The 16,868-nt window shown below is 63.6% G+C and carries 14 protein-coding genes; 4 read left to right on the top strand and 10 right to left on the bottom strand.

Translation table 11 applies throughout. The features are described 5' to 3' along the window. Positions 1–90: 90 nt before the first annotated feature. From Q8L25_RS05280 to Q8L25_RS05260, 5 genes are all read right to left on the bottom strand, one after another. A complete protein-coding gene (locus Q8L25_RS05280) occupies positions 91–942 on the bottom strand; it encodes a carbohydrate ABC transporter permease (protein ID WP_308923876.1) in 852 nt (283 codons plus the stop codon). A gap of 9 nt (positions 943–951) precedes the next feature. Further along, complete coding sequence (locus tag Q8L25_RS05275) at positions 952–1,875, bottom strand: sugar ABC transporter permease (RefSeq protein WP_308923875.1); 924 nt, start codon at positions 1,873–1,875, stop codon at positions 952–954. Positions 1,876–1,896: 21 nt separating this feature from the next. Next, complete coding sequence (locus tag Q8L25_RS05270; RefSeq protein WP_308923874.1) at positions 1,897–3,129, bottom strand: ABC transporter substrate-binding protein; 1,233 nt, start codon at positions 3,127–3,129, stop codon at positions 1,897–1,899. 69 nt (positions 3,130–3,198) lie between these two features. Continuing rightward, a complete protein-coding gene (locus Q8L25_RS05265) occupies positions 3,199–5,145 on the bottom strand; it encodes a beta-galactosidase (RefSeq protein ID WP_308923873.1) in 1,947 nt (648 codons plus the stop codon). Further along, complete coding sequence (locus Q8L25_RS05260; RefSeq protein ID WP_308923872.1) at positions 5,136–6,293, bottom strand: sn-glycerol-3-phosphate ABC transporter ATP-binding protein UgpC; 1,158 nt, start codon at positions 6,291–6,293, stop codon at positions 5,136–5,138. The genes Q8L25_RS05265 and Q8L25_RS05260 overlap by 10 nt, the downstream gene beginning before the upstream one ends. Positions 6,294–6,549: 256 nt before the next feature. On the opposite strand from Q8L25_RS05260, the gene Q8L25_RS05255 reads away from it, so the two are divergent. Next, a complete protein-coding gene (locus tag Q8L25_RS05255; RefSeq protein ID WP_308923871.1) occupies positions 6,550–7,569 on the top strand; it encodes a LacI family DNA-binding transcriptional regulator in 1,020 nt (339 codons plus the stop codon). Between the two features lie 8 nt (positions 7,570–7,577). Here the strand turns inward: Q8L25_RS05255 and dxs are convergent, their stop codons facing one another. Genes dxs through Q8L25_RS05240 form a run of 3 tightly spaced genes read right to left on the bottom strand, consistent with a single transcriptional unit; the run spans position 7,578 to position 10,594 of the window. After that, positions 7,578–9,446: a 1-deoxy-D-xylulose-5-phosphate synthase gene (gene dxs, locus Q8L25_RS05250; protein WP_308923870.1), complete on the bottom strand. Its 1,869-nt coding sequence runs from the start codon at positions 9,444–9,446 to the stop codon at positions 7,578–7,580. Continuing rightward, entirely contained in the window at positions 9,447–10,355 is a 909-nt protein-coding gene (locus Q8L25_RS05245) for a farnesyl diphosphate synthase (RefSeq protein ID WP_308923869.1), read from the bottom strand. Further along, on the bottom strand, positions 10,352–10,594 hold the full coding sequence (locus Q8L25_RS05240; RefSeq protein WP_374694232.1) for an exodeoxyribonuclease VII small subunit: 243 nt from the start codon (positions 10,592–10,594) through the stop codon (positions 10,352–10,354). The genes Q8L25_RS05245 and Q8L25_RS05240 overlap by 4 nt, the downstream gene beginning before the upstream one ends. 417 nt (positions 10,595–11,011) lie before the next feature. Between Q8L25_RS05240 and Q8L25_RS05235 the strand changes: the two genes are divergently transcribed. Genes Q8L25_RS05235 through Q8L25_RS05225 form a run of 3 tightly spaced genes read left to right on the top strand, consistent with a single transcriptional unit; the run spans position 11,012 to position 13,960 of the window. Continuing rightward, positions 11,012–12,112, top strand: a complete 1,101-nt coding sequence (locus tag Q8L25_RS05235) for an aromatic ring-hydroxylating dioxygenase subunit alpha (protein ID WP_308923868.1) — start codon at positions 11,012–11,014, stop codon at positions 12,110–12,112. Between the two features lie 55 nt (positions 12,113–12,167). Further along, complete coding sequence (locus Q8L25_RS05230; protein ID WP_308923867.1) at positions 12,168–13,091, top strand: DMT family transporter; 924 nt, start codon at positions 12,168–12,170, stop codon at positions 13,089–13,091. An 11-nt stretch (positions 13,092–13,102) separates the two neighbouring features. Beyond that, positions 13,103–13,960: a sulfurtransferase gene (locus tag Q8L25_RS05225; protein ID WP_308923866.1), complete on the top strand. Its 858-nt coding sequence runs from the start codon at positions 13,103–13,105 to the stop codon at positions 13,958–13,960. A gap of 17 nt (positions 13,961–13,977) precedes the next feature. On the opposite strand, the gene Q8L25_RS05220 is transcribed toward Q8L25_RS05225, so the two are convergent. Further along, the gene (locus Q8L25_RS05220; RefSeq protein ID WP_308923865.1) at positions 13,978–15,711 is read right to left on the bottom strand and encodes an ABC-F family ATP-binding cassette domain-containing protein; all 1,734 of its coding nucleotides are present in this window, start codon (positions 15,709–15,711) and stop codon (positions 13,978–13,980) included. Between the two features lie 257 nt (positions 15,712–15,968). Next, entirely contained in the window at positions 15,969–16,724 is a 756-nt protein-coding gene (locus tag Q8L25_RS05215; RefSeq protein WP_308923864.1) for a ZIP family metal transporter, read from the bottom strand. Positions 16,725–16,868 lie beyond the last annotated feature (144 nt).

Below are 16,868 nucleotides of genomic sequence, written 5' to 3'. Positions count from 1 at the left end.
CACTGCGCGCCCCTGACCCTGCCAAAGTTCTTGTCTGACAGGTATTGTAAGGGGCGCGCGCCGGCGGCGGCAGCGTGAAACTACGTAGAGCTATCCCTTCGTGGCGCCGAACGTCAGCCCGGCCACAAAATGCTTCTGCATCAGGAAGAACATCAGCACCGACGGCAGGGCCGCCAGGATGGAGCCGGCCGAGACCAGGTTCCAGGCCGTGGTCCACTGCCCTTTCAGGCCCGCCACGCCGACCGTGATCGGCGCCGCGCTGTCGCCTTGCGTCAGGCACAGGGCCCAGAAGTAATCGTTCCACACAAAGGTAAATACCAGGATGCCGAGCGCGGCCAGGGCCGGCCGGATCAGCGGCAGGATCACCTTGGTAAAAATGGTCCATTCGCCGGCGCCCTCGATGCGCGCCGCCTCGATCAGCTCGAACGGCAGCTGCTTGATGAAGTTACGCAGGAACAAGGTACAAAACCCGGTCTGGAACGCCACATGGAACAGCACCAGGCCCTGCACGGTGTTGAACACGCCAAACTCGAGCGACATATTGCGCACCGGGATCATCAGTATCTGCACGGGCACGAAGTTACAGGCGACAAAGGTGGCGAACAAAAAGGTGTTGCCCTTGAACTTGTAGGTCGACAGCGCAAAACCGGCCATCGCCGCCAGCGCGATCGAGCCGATCACCGATGGCACCGTGATCAGCACGCTGTTCCAGAAATAATGCAGCATCGGCGAAGCCGTCAGCGCTTCGTGGTAATTGGCCCACAGCGACAGGTCGCGCGGCCAGCCCCAGTAATTGCCTTCCATCAGTTCTTCGGTGGAGCGCAGGGACGTCACCAGCACGGCAATCATCGGCAGCAGCCAGATCACCAGCGCCAGCGGCAGCGACAATTTGTACAGGCGCCGGTTCCACGGCTTCCATTTCTCGACAGGCATGGGATACATGGCAGCCCCTTATTGTTCAGTGCGCAGCATGCGCTTGAGGTGATACACGATATACACCAGCATCATCGCGAACAGCACCACGGCGACGGCGGCCGAATAGCCCTGGCGGTAATACTTGATGGCCTGGTCGTACGAGTAATAGGCCAGCACGGTCGAGCTTTCAAACGGCCCGCCGCCGCTCATCACGGAGATCAGGTCGAAGCTGCGCAGCGCGCCGATAATGGTCACCACCACGGCCATGAAGGTGCTGGGGCGCAGTTGCGGCAGGATCACGTGGACCAGCATCTTCCAGCCCTTGGCGCCTTCCATGCGCGCCGCCTCCACCTGCTCCGAATTGATCGAGGTGAGACCCGTCAGGAACAGGATCATGCAATACGCCGTCTGCGGCCACAAGGCGGCGAAGATAATGCCGTAGGTCACATAGCGCGGATCGCCCAGCACCGGCACGCCGTGGCCGAGGATCAGGGCCAGCAGGCCGAAGGTGGGGTCATAGAACCAGCTGAAGATCAGGCCCACCACCACGCCCGACAGCACGAACGGCGCGAAGAACAGCGACTTGACCAGGCGGATGCCGCGCACCTGCTGGTTCAGGTACAGGGCCACCGCCAGGCCGGCGGGCGGCGCCAGCAGGAACAATACCAGCCACAAAAAGTTGTTTTTCAGTGCCGTGAAGAAGGTATCCGTATGAAACAGTTCCTGGTAATTGGCCAGGCCGACGAAGGTCTTCTGCGCCAGTCCATCCCACTCGAAAAAGCTCAGGTAGATGGTGTACAGGATCGGGTAGACCACGTACAGCCCGACCAGCAGACAGGCCGGCGCCAGGAACAGCGCGGCGGCGCGGTGCCGCTTGAAGGCGGGCGCGGCCCACCAGCGCACGGGCCGGCGTGGCGCCTGCAGCTTGGCGCCGCCGGCGCCCAGGGTAGAAGTATGCATGTCGTCAGCCTGGCGTGGTCATCACGATTTTTTGTAGATGCGCTTGCGCGTACGTTCCAGCTGCGCCAGGATGTCATCGAGCGCGTTCGGATCGTTGATGAATTTCTGCATGCCCTTCATGCCTTCATCGGCCATTTCCTTGGTCATGTCGCGGTCATAGAACTGCGCGATGCCGCCCTTGGTATTGGACAGGATGTCGAAGCCGATACGCGAAATCGGTTCTTCCGGCGGCGCCGACTTGCTGTTGGCCGGCAAGGAACCCAGGCCGTCGGCCAGCTTGGCGCTGATGGCCGGCGTGCCGACAAACGCCAGGAAGCGGCGCGCATCGACCTTGTTCTTGGCGCGGCTCGGAATATGCAGCGACTCGATCGGGCCCTCCTCGGCGCCGGTGATGGCCGGGTCGATGGCCGGGAACTGGAAGTAGCCCATCACTTCCTTCTGTTTCGGCGGGAAGCCCTTGGCGATAAAGGTCCCCATCAACATCATCGCCGCCTTGCCCTGGAACACGAACGGTTGCGCCGCATCGAGGTCGTAGGACAGCGGATTGTCGATGAAGTATTTATTGTCGAGCAGAGTCTTCCAGGTGGTGTAGACCTTTTTCACGCGTGGATCGGTGTAGGCGATCTCGCCGTTCATCAGCTGCTGGTGGAAGGCATAGCCGTTGATGCGCAGGTCGAGGTAGTCGAACCAGCCAGCCAGGGTCCAGGCGTCGCGGCCGCCGACGGCGATCGGGCTGATGCCGGCCGCCTTGAGCTTCTTGTTCGCCTCCATGAATTCGGCCCAGGTCTTCGGCTCGCCGGCGATGCCCGCCTTCTGGAACAGGTCCTTGCGGTAGAACATGCCCCACGAGTAGTAGACGGTCGGCATGGCGTACTGCTTGCCCTTGTACGACGACGCTTCCTTGCTCGATGCGTAGGTCTCGTCCCATTTGTTTTTCGCCCAGTCGCCGCTCAAGTCCTCGAACAGGCCGCGGCTGGCGTAATAGGCCATGCGCTCGCCGTTGTGCCAGGTGACGATGTCGGGCGCCTGGCTCGACAGCCAGTTCGGCAGCTGGATCTTGTAGGCTTCCTCGTCGACGAACGCCACCTTCAGCTCCACGTCCGGGTTGGCTTTCTTGAATTCGTCGAGCGTCGACTGCCAGACGGTGCGCTGGCTGGCGCCCTTGAAAGCGATATTCATGGCCAGGGTGCCGGCTTGCGCCATGGTGGCGAACAGGGTCGCCGATATCAGTCCTGCTTGCAGCATGCGTTTCATTGTGTCTCCTCAGTTTTATCAAGCTAGTTTTTATCAAGAACTACGACAGCTTGCGGATCTGGCGTCCGCTTATGACTGGAATACCGATACCCCTTGCGGCGGCACTTGCGCCGCGCCGATCACGAACCTCGCTTGCGGCGGGTGCGGCGCATCAAGCGGCGCATCGCCATAATTGAAGACATACGTCAGGTCGCCGCGGCGGCTGATGCGCACGCCATCGGCCAGGCGCGTCACCGGCAAGTCCGCTTCCCTGGCCACCGACGCCAGGTAGTCGCGCAGCAGCGGCTCGTCAACAATCGCCGCCAGATAATGCAGGTTCTGGTGGCGCACGATGGCCGGATGGCCGTCGTCAAACGTCGCCACCACCGTGGTATCGCCGGCCACCTCGATCAGGTCACGCCAGATGCGCGCCTGGCCCTGCCGCTCACCCCACTGCACCGGCACCAGGGTGGTCGGGCGCATGGCGTCGACGCGCCATACGCGCATCGGCAAGTGCTGCGCCAGCGGGCCCGGTCCCAGGTTGGCGGGTATGCACAGGTCCACCGTTTTCGAACCGCTGCGCGGCGCGAACACGACATGGGCGCCGCTGTCCTGCAAGCGCTGCGGCAAGTCGTCCGGCAGCACCGGCAGCGGCGGCACGACGATCAGGCGGTAGCCCTCGAAGTTGCTCGAGGTCGGAATCACGTCGACGTCGAAACCGAGCGAGCGCAGGGCGGAATAATATTCGAATACCAGCGGGCCATATTGGAAATCCTGGGCCTGCGGATGTACTTCGAACAGCCACTTGGCTTCGTAGTCGAATACCAGCGCGACTTTGGTCGAGACCGTGGCATTTTGATTCGCAATCAATTGCAGCTCCTGCGACACCTGCGCCGCTTCGGCGCCGCCGATATCGAGCAGATTATCCGGCGTGTTCAGGCCCGCATGCAGCTGCTCCTGGCCGAACGGGCACTGGCGCCAGCGGAAATACGAGACGCAGCCGGCGCCGTGGGCGAACGCTTCCCAGCTCCACAGGCGCACCATGCCGGGCAGCGGCGCCGGATTCCACTTGGCCCAGTTGACCGGGCCAGGCTGCTGTTCCATCACCCAGAACGGCTGTTTCGACATACCGCGATATAAATCATGGTTGAACGAGGCGAAGTCGGGGTGGCCGGTACGCAGCCAGCGCGCCTTCAGTTCAGGCGAGAACCAGAATTCTTCCAGCGCGCCCAATGGATAGCTGTCCCAGGTGGCCGCGTCAAGGTCGGCCGCGACCGGATAATGGTCGAATTCAAAAAAGTTCTGCATGAAGTTATGCACCATCACGCGGCCCGGCGCATGGCGGCGCAAGATCTCGACCTGCATGCGGTTGTAGCGCGCCACTTCGCTCGACGCAAAACGGCGGTAGTCCATGCGGTGCGAGGGGTGCGCTTCGGTGACGGTGCCGACCGGCGCATCGATCTGGTCGAAACTCGTATATTCCATGCTCCAGAACACCGTGCCCCAGGCGGTATTGAGTGCTTCGATGCTGGTGTAGCGCGCGCGCAGCCAGTCGCGGAAACGCGCCACGGCATCGGCCGAATAGCTGACCACCGTCTGGTGGCAACCATATTCATTGTCGGTCTGCCAGGCGGTAACGGCCGGATGGTTGCCGTAGCGCTCGGCGAGCAGGGTGACGATGCGCTGCGAGGCCTCGAAATAGGCGTTCGACGAAAAATCGTAGTGGCGGCGCGAACCGAAGGCGCGCGCGCGGCCGTCGGCGCCGACCGGCAGGATATCGGGATGCAGGTCGATCAGCCACTTCGGCGGCGTGGCCGTCGGCGTCGACATCACCACTTCCAGGCCGGCCGCGCCCAGCACGTCGATGGCGCGGTCCAGCCAGGCCCATTGCAGCTGGCCCGCTGCCGGTTCGATGCGGCTCCAGGCGAATTCGCCGATGCGCACCTGGGCGATGCCGAGCGCCTTCATGCGCCGCGCATCGTCCTCCCACATCGATTCAGGCCAATGTTCGGGGTAGTAACAGACTCCTAAGCGCATGCGATCTCCTGTGCAAGATGTGGGGGATGGAACGGTGCGGCGACGGCGTTGCCATCGTCGGTAAACAAATGGCAGTGCTGCGCCAGCATGCCCAGGGTCAGCTCGGCGCCGGCCTCGGTGGCGACATTGCCGGGCGCCTTGGCCAGCAGCGGCTCGCCGCCGGCCTGCTCGAAATGCAGATAGGTCTGTTCGCCCAGGCGCTCGACCAGCATCACCCTGCGCACCAGGCGATTACTCTCTTGCGGCGCCAGCAGCAGATGTTCCGGGCGCACGCCGACGCAGACGCCCTGCCCGGCGCTCAAGGCGCGGCCATCGGCGGCAATGGTGATGGTTTCACCCGTGTGCTCGAGCGTGACGCGCACGGCGGCGGCGTCGCCCGCGACCACTCTGGCCGGCAGGAAGTTCATTTGCGGCGAACCGATAAAGCCGGCCACGAAGCGGCTGTTCGGACGGTGGTACAGCTCCAGCGGCGAGCCGACCTGGGCGATGCTGCCCAGGCGCTGCACGTCGGGGCCGGCGCGCAACAGCACGATCTTGTCGGCCAGGGTCATCGCCTCGACCTGGTCGTGCGTCACGTATACCACGCTGGCGTCGACGAACTGCTTGTGCAGGCGGGCGATCTCGATGCGGGTCTGGCCGCGCAAGGTGGCGTCGAGGTTGGACAGCGGTTCGTCGAACAGGAACACGCCGGGGCGGCGTACGATGGCGCGGCCGATCGCCACGCGCTGGCGCTGGCCGCCGGACAGTTGCTTGGGTTTGCGTTCCAGCAGTTCGTCGAGCTGCAGCACGCGCGCCGCTTCGCGCACGCGCCGGTCCAGTTCGTCTTTCGGCGTCTTGGCCAGCTTCAGGCCGAAGCCGATATTGTCGTACACCGACATGTGGGGAAACAGCGCATAGCTCTGGAACACCATCGCCACGCCGCGCTCGGCCGGTGGCACATCGTTCATCAATTCGCCGGCGATGCGCAGTTCGCCGCCGGACAAGTCTTCCAGGCCGGCGATCATGCGCAGCAAGGTCGACTTGCCGCAGCCCGAGGGGCCCAGAAAAACGCAGAATTCATGTTCGCCGATGTCGAGGTCGACGTTGCGGATCACCGCCGCGCCATTGCCATACGACTTCTGCACCGCCTTGAGGGTAATGCTTGCCATTCCTGGTCTCCAGTAGGTTAAGCGCTTAACCAAGCCATCTAAAAAAAGTGCCAGGCTGGCCAGGCACGCTCTTTTAAGTATTTTTTTTATGATTATGGTTTCGGATACGCTCGTTTGAATCGAATATACCAAAGGATTTTTTTTCAGGCAATCTAATCCTGTGACGCATTGCAGCAATCGCGCCGCCAGTCCAGGCGGACATTGACAGCGGCCGCCTAACCCTGTTGAATGCAGGCATGCTACCGATGCCCCCACCATGACCACCCTGTCCCAAGTCGCCCAGCGCGCCGGCGTGACCTCCGCCACCGTCTCGAACGTCCTGCGCCAGCGCGGCAAGGTCGGCGCCGACACGCGCGCGCGCGTGCTGGCCGCCGTCGAAGCGCTGGGCTACCGGCCGCACCTGACGGCGCGTGCGCTGGCCGAAGGCCGCGCCCCCACCCTGGCGCTGATGGTGTCGAGCATCGCCAATCCGTTTTACCCCGAATACGCGCTGGCGGCCGAACAGGCGGCGCGCCAGCATGGCCGCTTCCTGATCGTCTGCAACACCAATGACGACCGCGCCATCGGCCGCGCCTACCTGGACCAGATCGCCGGCACCCTGGCCGACGGCGTGCTGGTGATGAATGCCGACCCGTCGCTGGACGATCTGAAGGCAACCGAGCGGCGCGGCGCCACCGTGGTGCTGGGCATGTGGGAAAAGCCGCACCAGCCGCCGGGCCTGCCGTGCGTGGCGGTCGATTTTCACCTGGCCGGCACGCTGGCCGCGCGCCATCTGATCGCGCTGGGCCACCGCAGCATCGGCGTGCTGGTCGGCGGTGCGAATGGCGTGCATGCCGAGCGCGAACGCGGTTTCAACGATGCGCTGGCTGAACTGGGCCATGCGGACGCGGTGGTGCGGACCATCCGCGTGCACGATTCGGTGGAGGGAGGCTTGCAGGCCGGTGCGGCCATGCTGGCGGCCACACCATCGATCACGGCGGTGTTTGCCACCAATGACTTGCCGGCGCTGGGCCTGATGCATGCGGCGGCCGACCTGGGCATCAAGGTGCCGCAGCAGTTGTCGGTAATCGGCCTGACGGATATCCACGGTGCGCACCAGGCACGCCCCGCGTTGACGACGGTGGCGGTACCGACCGCCGAAGCGGCCAGCCTGGCCATCGCGCTGCTGCTGGACTTGATCGCCAGTCCGCAAGCCGATGCGCCGATGCGCATCGCACCGCCGCCCGAGCTGGTGGTGCGCGCCTCGACCGCCCCGCCGGAAGCGGCTCCTGGCTGATCAGCTGATCAGTTGACCACGGCCAGGCGCGGCTGCGCGCCGCCGAAGCGCTGTTCGATCGACGCGGCGATGCCGGCACCGTCCAGCCCCACGCCTTTGAGCAACTGCACCGGGTCGCCATGGTCGATGAACTGGTCGGGCAGGCCCAGCATCAGGATAGGCTTGACGATACCCTCGGCGGCCAGCGCTTCGGCCACGGCCGAGCCGGCGCCACCCATGATGGCGCCTTCTTCCACCGTCACCAGGTAGTCGTGGTCAGCGGCCAACTGCTTGACCAGGGCCACGTCGAGCGGCTTGACGAAGCGCATGTTGGCCACCGTCGCGTCGAGCTGGGTACCGGCCGCGACGCTCGGCGCCACCATCGAGCCAAACGCCAGGATGGCGATCTTCTTGCCCTGGCGTTTGATTTCGCCCTTGCCGATCTCGAGGCTGGCCAGTTCCGGCACGATGGCCACGCCGGCACCGGCGCCACGCGGATAGCGGATCGCCGCCGGTCCCGGATAGTAATAGCCGGTGGTCAGCATTTGCCGGCATTCGTTTTCATCCGAGGCGGCCATGATGACCATGTTCGGGATGCAGCGCAAAAACGCCATGTCATAGTTGCCGGCGTGCGTGGCGCCATCGGCGCCGACCAGGCCGGCGCGGTCCAGCGCGAACGTCACGTCCAGGTTTTGCAGCGCCACGTCGTGGATCAGCTGGTCGTAGGCGCGCTGCAGGAAGGTGGAATAGATCGCCACCACCGGTTTCAAGCCTTCGCAGGCCAGGCCGGCGCCAAACGTCACCGCGTGCTGCTCGGCGATGCCAACATCGAAATAGCGGTTCGGATACTGTTGTTCGAACTTGACCATGCCCGAGCCTTCGCGCATGGCCGGCGTGATGCCCACCAGGCGCTTGTCGTGCGCGGCCATGTCGCACAGCCAGTTGCCGAACACTTCCGTGTACGTCATCTTGCCCGGCGCGCTGGCCGGCTTGATGCCTTCCAGAGGATTGAACTTGCCGGTGCCGTGGTACAGGATGGGCTCGGCCTCGGCCAGCTTGTAGCCCTGGCCTTTTTTCGTGACCACGTGCAGGAACTGCGGGCCTTTCAGCTGCTTGATGTTCTGCAGGGTCGGGATCAGCGAATCGAGGTCGTGGCCATCGATGGGGCCGATGTAATTGAAACCGAATTCCTCGAACATGGTGGCGGGCACCACCATGCCTTTCGCGTGCTCTTCAAAACGTTTCGCCAGTTCCAGCACCGGGCCCGGCAAGACGGATTTGCCGACGTTTTTCGCGGCCGCATAGAACTGGCCCGACATCAGGCGCGCCAGGTGGCGGTTCAGCGCGCCCACCGGCGGCGAGATCGACATGTCGTTGTCGTTCAGGATCACCAGCAGGTTGACGTCTTCCTGCACGCCCGCATTGTTCATCGCCTCGAAGGCCATGCCGGCCGTCATCGAGCCGTCGCCGATCACGGCGATCGCATGCAGCGGATCGCCCTTGATCTTGGCCGCCTGCGCCATGCCCAGCGCGGCCGAGATCGAGGTCGACGAATGGGCCGTGCCGAAGGTGTCGTATTCGCTTTCGTCGCGTTTCGGGAAACCCGAGATGCCATCCTTCTGGCGCAGAGTATGCATGCGTCCGCGCCGGCCGGTGAGGATCTTGTGGGTATAGGTCTGGTGACCCACGTCCCACACGATGCGGTCGTGCGGCGTGTTGAATACGTAATGCAGGGCCACGGTCAGCTCGACCGTGCCCAGGTTGGACGACAGATGGCCGCCCGTTTTCGACACGGAGTCGAGCAGGAAGCTGCGCAGTTCCTGTGCCAGCGGCACCAGTTGCGAACGCGCCAGCTGGCGCACTTGCGCCGGTTCATTGATGGTTTCTAACAGTTTCATTTAAGCCTTCCGCTGCACGACCAGGTCCGCCAGCTCGCGCAGGCGGCGTGCCTTGTCCCCGAATGGCGCCAGCGCCGCATGGGCGTCGCACCGCAATTGTTCTGCCAGGGCCTTTGACGGCTCCAGGCCCAGTATCGATACATAGGTCGGCTTGTTGGCCGCCGCATCCTTGCCTGCCGTCTTGCCCAGGGTGGCCGAATCGGCCGTGGCGTCGAGCACATCGTCGACCACCTGGAAGGCCAGCCCCACCGCCTTCGCATAGGCGTCCAGCGCCGTCATGTCGCCCGGTTCCAGATCCTTGCCGGCCAGCGCGCCGAGCACCACCGCGGCGCGCAGCAGCGCCCCCGTCTTCAACTGGTGCATCTGTTCCAGCTGCTCCAGCGACAAGGCCAGGCCCACGCTGTCGAGGTCGATCGCCTGGCCGCCGCACATGCCTGCCGAACCGGACGCCTGCGCCAGCAGCCGTATCATTGCCATCTGCCGCCCCGGCGCAATCGCCGCGCCTTCGGCCAAGATGGTGAACGCCTGCGACTGCAGCGCGTCGCCGACCAGCAAGGCGGTCGCTTCATCGTAGGCGATATGTACGGTAGGCTTGCCACGGCGCAATTCATCGTCATCCATGCAGGGCATGTCGTCATGCACCAGCGAATACACATGTATCATTTCCAGCGCGCAAGCGGCGCGCGCCAGCGTCGCGGCATCGGCATCGAACAGCTCGCCGGCCGCCATCACCAGCAGCGGGCGCACGCGCTTGCCGCCGCCCAGCAGCGCATAGCGCATGGCCGCGTGCAGCTTGTGCGGCACGGCGTCAGGCGCGGGCAGGAACCGGTCGAGCGCGCTTTCCACGCCGGCCTGGGTGGTCTGCATCCAGTCGCCGAAGGTCATGCCGACCGTTATTACCGCGCTCATTGCAAGGCCTCGCCATCGGCGAACGGTTTCAGCATGTCGCCTTCGAGCACCTTGACTTGCGCCTCGACGCCGTCAAGCTGGCCGGCGCAGTACTTGACCAGTTCGGAGCCGCGCTGATATGCCGCGACCGACGCTTCCAGCGGCAACTGGCCCGCTTCCATTTGGGTGACCAGCTGAGCAAGCTCGGCCATGGCCTCTTCAAACGAGGCCGGCACAGCTGCAGTTATTTTCTTGGACATAAACTCAGATCTTTTCGTGGCACGGGGGGCTTGCCGGGGGATGCCGGGAATACCCGGCCAGCATAGTAGCGTTATTTTAGAACAAACCACTGTCTTAAGTGAAAACTAAAGCGCGCGCGGCGTGCTCAAAGCAAGACAGATGGCCCGTTTGGCGGTGGATTTTGACGAAACCGCCCCCATCTGCGCGAAAACCTGTGGCAAAGCAGCGTTTTCTTGACGAGCGGGCCGAATACTCCCGTTTTTGTCAGGGCTTTTGGCATGGATGGGGCCGATTCACGCTATAATCGCCGGTTCTGTCCGAAATACCGTTTCAACCAATTTGAATTCAGGTCTTTGCGGATTCTTTCTCTCTGTAGCGCTGGCCCAGGGGATGACCCGGGAAGCTGCTGACCGTTGTACATATTATGGGGGGTTGGGATGTCCGATCTGGCTACTCACGCCAAGCTGGCGCGTTCAAACGCGCAACTTCCGGTCCACGTCTATTTTGACGAAACGCTGTTGCAGCGTGAAATGCAGCAATTGTTCCATGCCGGCCCGCGCTATATCGGGCACGAGCTGATGGTGCCCGAAACGGGCGACTTTGCCACCCTGGCGTCCGAAAACGAAGGACGCATGCTGGTGCGCAATGCCAATGGCATCGAAGTGCTGTCCAACGTGTGCCGTCACCGGCAGGCGCTGATGTTCAATGGCCGTGGCAATGCGAACAATATTGTCTGCCCGCTGCACCGCTGGACCTACGACCTCAAGGGTGAATTGATCGGTGCGCCGCACTTCCCCGAGACGCCGTGCCTGAACCTGTCGAAAACACCGCTGCAAAGCTGGAACGGCCTGCTGTTCGAGCAGAACGGCTACAACGTGATGGAAAAGTTGAAAGACTTGTCCGTCTCGAAAGATCTCGATTTTTCCGGCTACATGTTCGACCACGTGGAAATCCACGAATGCGACTACAACTGGAAGACCTTCATCGAAGTCTACCTCGAGGATTATCACGTCGAACCGTTCCATCCGGGCCTGGGCAGCTTTGTCAGCTGCGACGACCTGCGCTGGGAATTCGGCAAGGATTACAGCGTGCAGACGGTGGGCGTGCACCGCGGCCTGCAGCATTCGGGCTCGGCCGCCTACAAGAAATGGCAGGAGCAGGTGCTGCAGTTCCGTGGCGGCGAACCGCCGCCTTACGGCGCCATCTGGCTGACCCTGTATCCGAACATCATGGTCGAGTGGTATCCGCACGTGCTGATCGTGTCGACCCTGTGGCCCGATGGCCCGCAGAAGACGCGCAACGTGGTGGAGTTCTACTACCCCGAAGAAATCGTGCTGTTCGAGCGCGAATTCATCGAGGCCGAGCGCGCCGCCTACATGGAAACCTGCGTCGAGGACGATGAAATCGCCCAGCGCATGGATGCCGGGCGCAAGGTGCTGATGGCGCGCGGCGTCAGCGAAGTCGGCCCCTACCAGTCGCCGATGGAAGACGGCATGCAGCACTTCCACGAATGGTACCGCGACAATATCGAACTGTAATTCCCAGGGCCGCCGCGTGCGGCCTTTTTTTATCCTCACGTTTTCCAGGAATCAGATGCAATCACTTTGGATGCTGTTTGCCAGCTTTATGTTCGCCATCATGGGCGTGTGCGTGAAGATCGCCTCGGACATGTACTCGACCTCCGAGATCGTCATGTACCGCGGCATCATCGGCATCACCGTGATGACCTGCACCATCCTGTATCAAGGCGGCAGCTTCAAGACCGGCATGTGGGGCCAGCATCTGTGGCGCGGCGTGGTCGGCGTGATCGCCCTGTGGCTGTGGTTTTACGCCATCGCCATTTTGCCGCTGGCCACCGCCATGACGCTGAACTACATGGCGCCGATCTGGATCGCCGTGATCCTGCTGGCCGGCGGCTGGTGGAAAGCCTCCAAGCAGGTCGAGTGGCCGCTGGTGGCGGCGATCGCCATGAGCTTTGTCGGCGTCACCCTGCTGCTGCAACCGGTGTTTGAAACCGACCAGGCGGCCGGCGCCGTGACGGCATTGATCTCCGGCATGCTGTCGGCGCTGGCGTATTTGCAGGTAAGGAAACTTGGCCTGCTGGGCGAACCCGAATACCGCGTGGTGTTTTACTTTTCCATCGTCAATTTCGTCGCCGGCGTGATCGGCCATGTGGCCAGCGCCGGCGGCGGCCCGGTGGTCTGGCATGCGCATACCAGTGCCTATGGCGTGGGCCTGCTGGCCGCCATCGGCCTGTGCGCGACCATGGCGCAGATGGCGATGACGCGCGCATACCGCCTGGGCAAGACCCTGGTGGTGGCCAACTTGCAATATACGGGCATCGTGTTTTCCAGCTTCTGGGGCGTGGTGATCTTCGGCGATCTGTTCGACTGGCACGGCTGGGCCGGCATCGGCATCATTCTCGCTTCCGGCATTGCCGCCACCTATTACAATACCCGCAACACCGCCCGTGGCGCCGCGATTGCGCGCACGGATCCGATTGCCAGCGAAGTGTGAAGGAGCGATGCTTGAACTACACCACCTTGATCAGTGCCAGCGAACTGGCCAGCCACCTGAACGACAGCAACTGGGCCATTTTTGACTGCCGCCACGACTTGTTGAACCCCACGGCCGGCAGCGATGCGTTTGCCGCCGGGCATATTCAAAATGCGCAGTTCGCCAATATCGACACCGACCTGTCCGGCGCGAAAGCCCCGGCCGGCACGGCCTTCACGGGCCGCCATCCGCTGCCCGACCGCGCCACCCTGCTCGCCACCCTGCGCGGCTGGGGCATCGATGACGACACGCAAGTGGTGGCCTACGATGGACAGGGCGGCATGTTCGCCGCTCGGCTGTGGTGGCTGCTGCGCTGGATCGGCCACGCCAACGTGGCCGTGCTCGACGGCGGCCTGGCCGCCTGGCAGGCGCAGGGCTTGCCGGTGGTCACGCCCGTGGCGCCTCGCCCGGCCGGCAATATCACGGAACAAGCCAGCCTGGCGCGCACCGTCAGCGTGCAGGATGTCGTGGCGAATCTGGCCACGCAGGAGCTGCAGGTGCTCGACGCGCGCGCACCCGACCGCTACCGCGGCGAGAACGAAACCATCGATCCCGTCGGCGGCCATATCCCGGGCGCGAAAAGCCGCTTCTTCAAGGACAACCTGCAGCCCGACGGCCGCTTCAAGCCGGCCCGGGAACTGGAACAGGAATTCGCCGGCCTGATCGGCAAACCCGAATCCGCCATCATGCAATGCGGCTCCGGCGTGACAGCCTGCCACAATCTGCTGGCACTGGAAGTAGCGGGTTTACCGGGTGCCGCGCTGTATCCAGGTTCGTGGAGCGAATGGTGCGCGGACCCGGCACGGCCGGTGGCGACCGGCAATCCATAACCTCCGGCATCAGCCAATCACAGGCTGATGCCCAGCGCGCGGCTCAAGGCGTCCAGTTCCAGCCGCCATGCCTGCTGGCTGACCAGTTTCTGGTGCCGCGGCTTGCGCGCCAGGTCGCCCGCCAGCAACTGCTCCAGTTCGCACAGGCGTTCCAGTTGCCGTTCGCTGTCGGCCGGTACCGCCAGCGTTATCGCCGGCGGCGGTATCGATGCCGCCTGTCCCTGACCTGCGTTCAGGCGCGCATACGCGCTGGCCGCGTCAGGCCATTCCTCCAGGCGCCCGTCGGCCACCACCCAGTAGCGGTTGCAGGCCGCTTCGATCAGGTCGCGGTCGTGCGACACCAGCAGGCAGCCGCCCTCGTAACCTTGCAAGGCCTGCGCCAGTTCGCGCTTGCCCTGCAGGTCCAGGTGATTGCTCGGTTCGTCGAGCAGCAGCAGATGATAATGGGCCAGCGACAGTGCCAGGAACAGCAGGCGCGCCCGTTCGCCACCGCTCAGGGTGGCCACCGCCTGCCCATGGCGCGCATAGGCAAAGCCGGCGCCGATCAGCGCCTGCCGGCGCGCCACCTGGCTGCGCGCGGCCTCGTTCGTCAAGGTGAACGGATACAGCGCATCGGACAGGTCGGCATCGTCCGCTAGTTGCTTGAGCGACTGGTCGTAATAGCCGATATGGGCGGCGCGGTGCCAGCGCAGGCCGGGCCGCTCGTGCTGGCCCTGCATTGCATGCCAGCACAGGCGCAGCAAGGACGATTTGCCGCTGCCATTGGCGCCCAGCAAGGCAATGCGGTCGCCCGGCTTGAGCCATAGCTGGTCGATGCGGAACAGGCGCGCTGCATCAGGGGCGGCGCGCACGTCGAGTTGATCAAACGCCAGCAACTGGTCGGCCGCCAGCGCCTTGCCGTGCAGGCTCAAACGCCACGGCGCGCCGTCGCTGACGAAGGCCTGTTCCTCCTTCAGTTTGTCGATGCGCCGCTGCATGCTCTTGGCCTTGCGGGCCATGCCTTCATTGTCGTACATGCGGCCCCACAGGGCCAGGCGGGTGCTGCTGACGGCCAGGCGGTCGATTTCCTTTTGCTCGGAAGCATGGCGGGTGGCCGCCACCGCATCGGCCTCGGCCAGCGCCAGCAACGCCGGACCGCAGGGCAAGTCGACATCGTGGATGCGGCCATCGCGCATGATCCAGCTGCGCGTGGCCACGTTATCGAGCAGGCGCTGGTCGTGCGAGACGAGGATGAAGGCGCCGCGCCAGGCTAGCAGGAATTGCTCCAGCCACAGCAGCGACGGCAGGTCCAGGTGGTTGCTCGGCTCATCGAGCAGCAACACGTTCGGCTCCTGCAGCAGCGCCCTGCCCAGCAGCAGGCGCGTGTGCTGGCCACCGGACAGCGAGCGCACCGGCACCTGCGCCGTGCCGGCGTCAAAACCCAGTTCGGCCAGCAGGCTGTCGACGCGCCAATGCAGTTCGGGCTGGTCCAGCACCGGTGCCAGCAGGGCCTCATGCAGGCTCAGTTCGGCCAATGCAGGTGGCAGATGCTGCTCGACATGCTGCAGCCGGCAGGCGCGCGCCTGGGTGATGGTGCCGGCCGTCGCTTCACGCGTGCCGGCGAGCAGTCCCAGCAGGGTCGATTTGCCGCAGCCGTTATGGCCGATCAGGCCGATGCGGTCGCCCTGGCGCAAAGTAAAGGCGAGTTCGTGGAACAGGAAACCGTCATGGGTATCGAGCTGTAATGCTTGTGCAGAAATAAGGGTAGTCATGGCTCTTGTCTTTGTTCGGGATGCAAGCATCCGCGTTAACAGGAGCGCCAACGACAACCTTGAGTCGAGCAAGACTCTATGGAGAGGGGGACTCTGACCCGGTTATCGCGACGCGATAGAACGAGGGCAAGAGCTGGCAAATGCGCTTAAAGAGCGCGCGCGCCACAAGGCGAGCAACAAGTTTTCTTCCATTATATTTTCCTCCTTTCTTTTCAAGTGAACAAGAAAGGCCATGCTACACCGTTATGTGCCGGGTTTCAACCGTGCCGGTGGCGCGTCAAAAACAGCACGATGCAGACACCGAGCGCGATCAGCAGCACTTGCGGGATGGTTTCGCGCAAGGTGGAGCGGCGCTGCATCTGCGGCATCAGGTCCGACAGCGCAATATAGATGAAGCCGGACGAGGCAAACACCAGCACGTAGGGAATCAGGTTGCTGGCGCGGTCCAGCGTGAAGTAGCCCAGCAGGCCGCCGGCCACCGCCATCAGGCTGCACAGCAGGTTGAAAATGTAGGCGCGCAGGCGCGAGAAACCGGCATTGAGCAGCACGATGAAGTCGCCGATTTCCTGCGGGATTTCATGCGCGATGATCGCCAGGCCGGTGACCAGGCCCAGCTTCGGGTCGGCCAGGAAGGCGGCGGCGATCAGGATGCCGTCGGTGAAATTGTGCATGCCGTCGCCGACCAAAATCATCCAGCCGGCCTTGCCCGCCTCGTGCTTGTCATGGCCGTGCGCATGGTGGTGGCCGTCGCCTTCGTGATGGTGCGAATGGCGCAGGATGGCGAATTTTTCCAGCATGAAAAATGCCAGCAAGCCGGCCAGCAAGGTCGCGAACAGGCTGCGCGGATCGGCCTGCGACTCGAACGCTTCGGGCAAGGCGTGCAGCAGCGAGGTCGACAGCATGATGCCGACCGACAGGCTGACCATGCGCTCGACCACCTTGGACAGGAACGCAAACGAGAAGATCGCCGCTGCGGTAATGCTGAACAGGCCCGCGATCGTGGTCGCGAGCAAAATGGATATAAGGACGGGATCGATGATTTCTTACCTCAAAAGGGGCGCCAGAATACTGGCGTCCGCTGTGCTGGAGCCTGCTCAGTACGGTATTGCGTATTGTTGATTGCTGCGACCTTGGCGGCGGCGTGGCGCGAGTAAGAT

The organism is Janthinobacterium sp. J1-1, assembly GCF_030944405.1.
In the GTDB taxonomy this organism is placed as follows: domain Bacteria; phylum Pseudomonadota; class Gammaproteobacteria; order Burkholderiales; family Burkholderiaceae_D; genus Janthinobacterium.
The sequence above is the reverse complement of the archived record's forward strand: the minus strand, read 5'-3'. Positions and strand labels throughout refer to the sequence as shown.

Bases quoted from the DNA above. Each gene is read 5' to 3' on its own strand.
- Q8L25_RS05280 (WP_308923876.1), bottom strand. From the start codon at position 942: ATGTATCCCATGCCTGTCGAGAAATGGAAGCCGTGGAACCGGCGCCTG.
- Q8L25_RS05275 (WP_308923875.1), bottom strand. From the start codon at position 1,875: ATGCATACTTCTACCCTGGGCGCCGGCGGCGCCAAGCTGCAGGCGCCA.
- Q8L25_RS05270 (WP_308923874.1), bottom strand. From the start codon at position 3,129: ATGAAACGCATGCTGCAAGCAGGACTGATATCGGCGACCCTGTTCGCC.
- Q8L25_RS05265 (WP_308923873.1), bottom strand. From the start codon at position 5,145: ATGCGCTTAGGAGTCTGTTACTACCCCGAACATTGGCCTGAATCGATG.
- Q8L25_RS05260 (WP_308923872.1), bottom strand. From the start codon at position 6,293: ATGGCAAGCATTACCCTCAAGGCGGTGCAGAAGTCGTATGGCAATGGC.
- Q8L25_RS05255 (WP_308923871.1), top strand. From the start codon at position 6,550: ATGACCACCCTGTCCCAAGTCGCCCAGCGCGCCGGCGTGACCTCCGCC.
- dxs (WP_308923870.1), bottom strand. From the start codon at position 9,446: ATGAAACTGTTAGAAACCATCAATGAACCGGCGCAAGTGCGCCAGCTG.
- Q8L25_RS05245 (WP_308923869.1), bottom strand. From the start codon at position 10,355: ATGAGCGCGGTAATAACGGTCGGCATGACCTTCGGCGACTGGATGCAG.
- Q8L25_RS05240 (WP_374694232.1), bottom strand. From the start codon at position 10,594: ATGTCCAAGAAAATAACTGCAGCTGTGCCGGCCTCGTTTGAAGAGGCC.
- Q8L25_RS05235 (WP_308923868.1), top strand. From the start codon at position 11,012: ATGTCCGATCTGGCTACTCACGCCAAGCTGGCGCGTTCAAACGCGCAA.
- Q8L25_RS05230 (WP_308923867.1), top strand. From the start codon at position 12,168: ATGCAATCACTTTGGATGCTGTTTGCCAGCTTTATGTTCGCCATCATG.
- Q8L25_RS05220 (WP_308923865.1), bottom strand. From the start codon at position 15,711: ATGACTACCCTTATTTCTGCACAAGCATTACAGCTCGATACCCATGAC.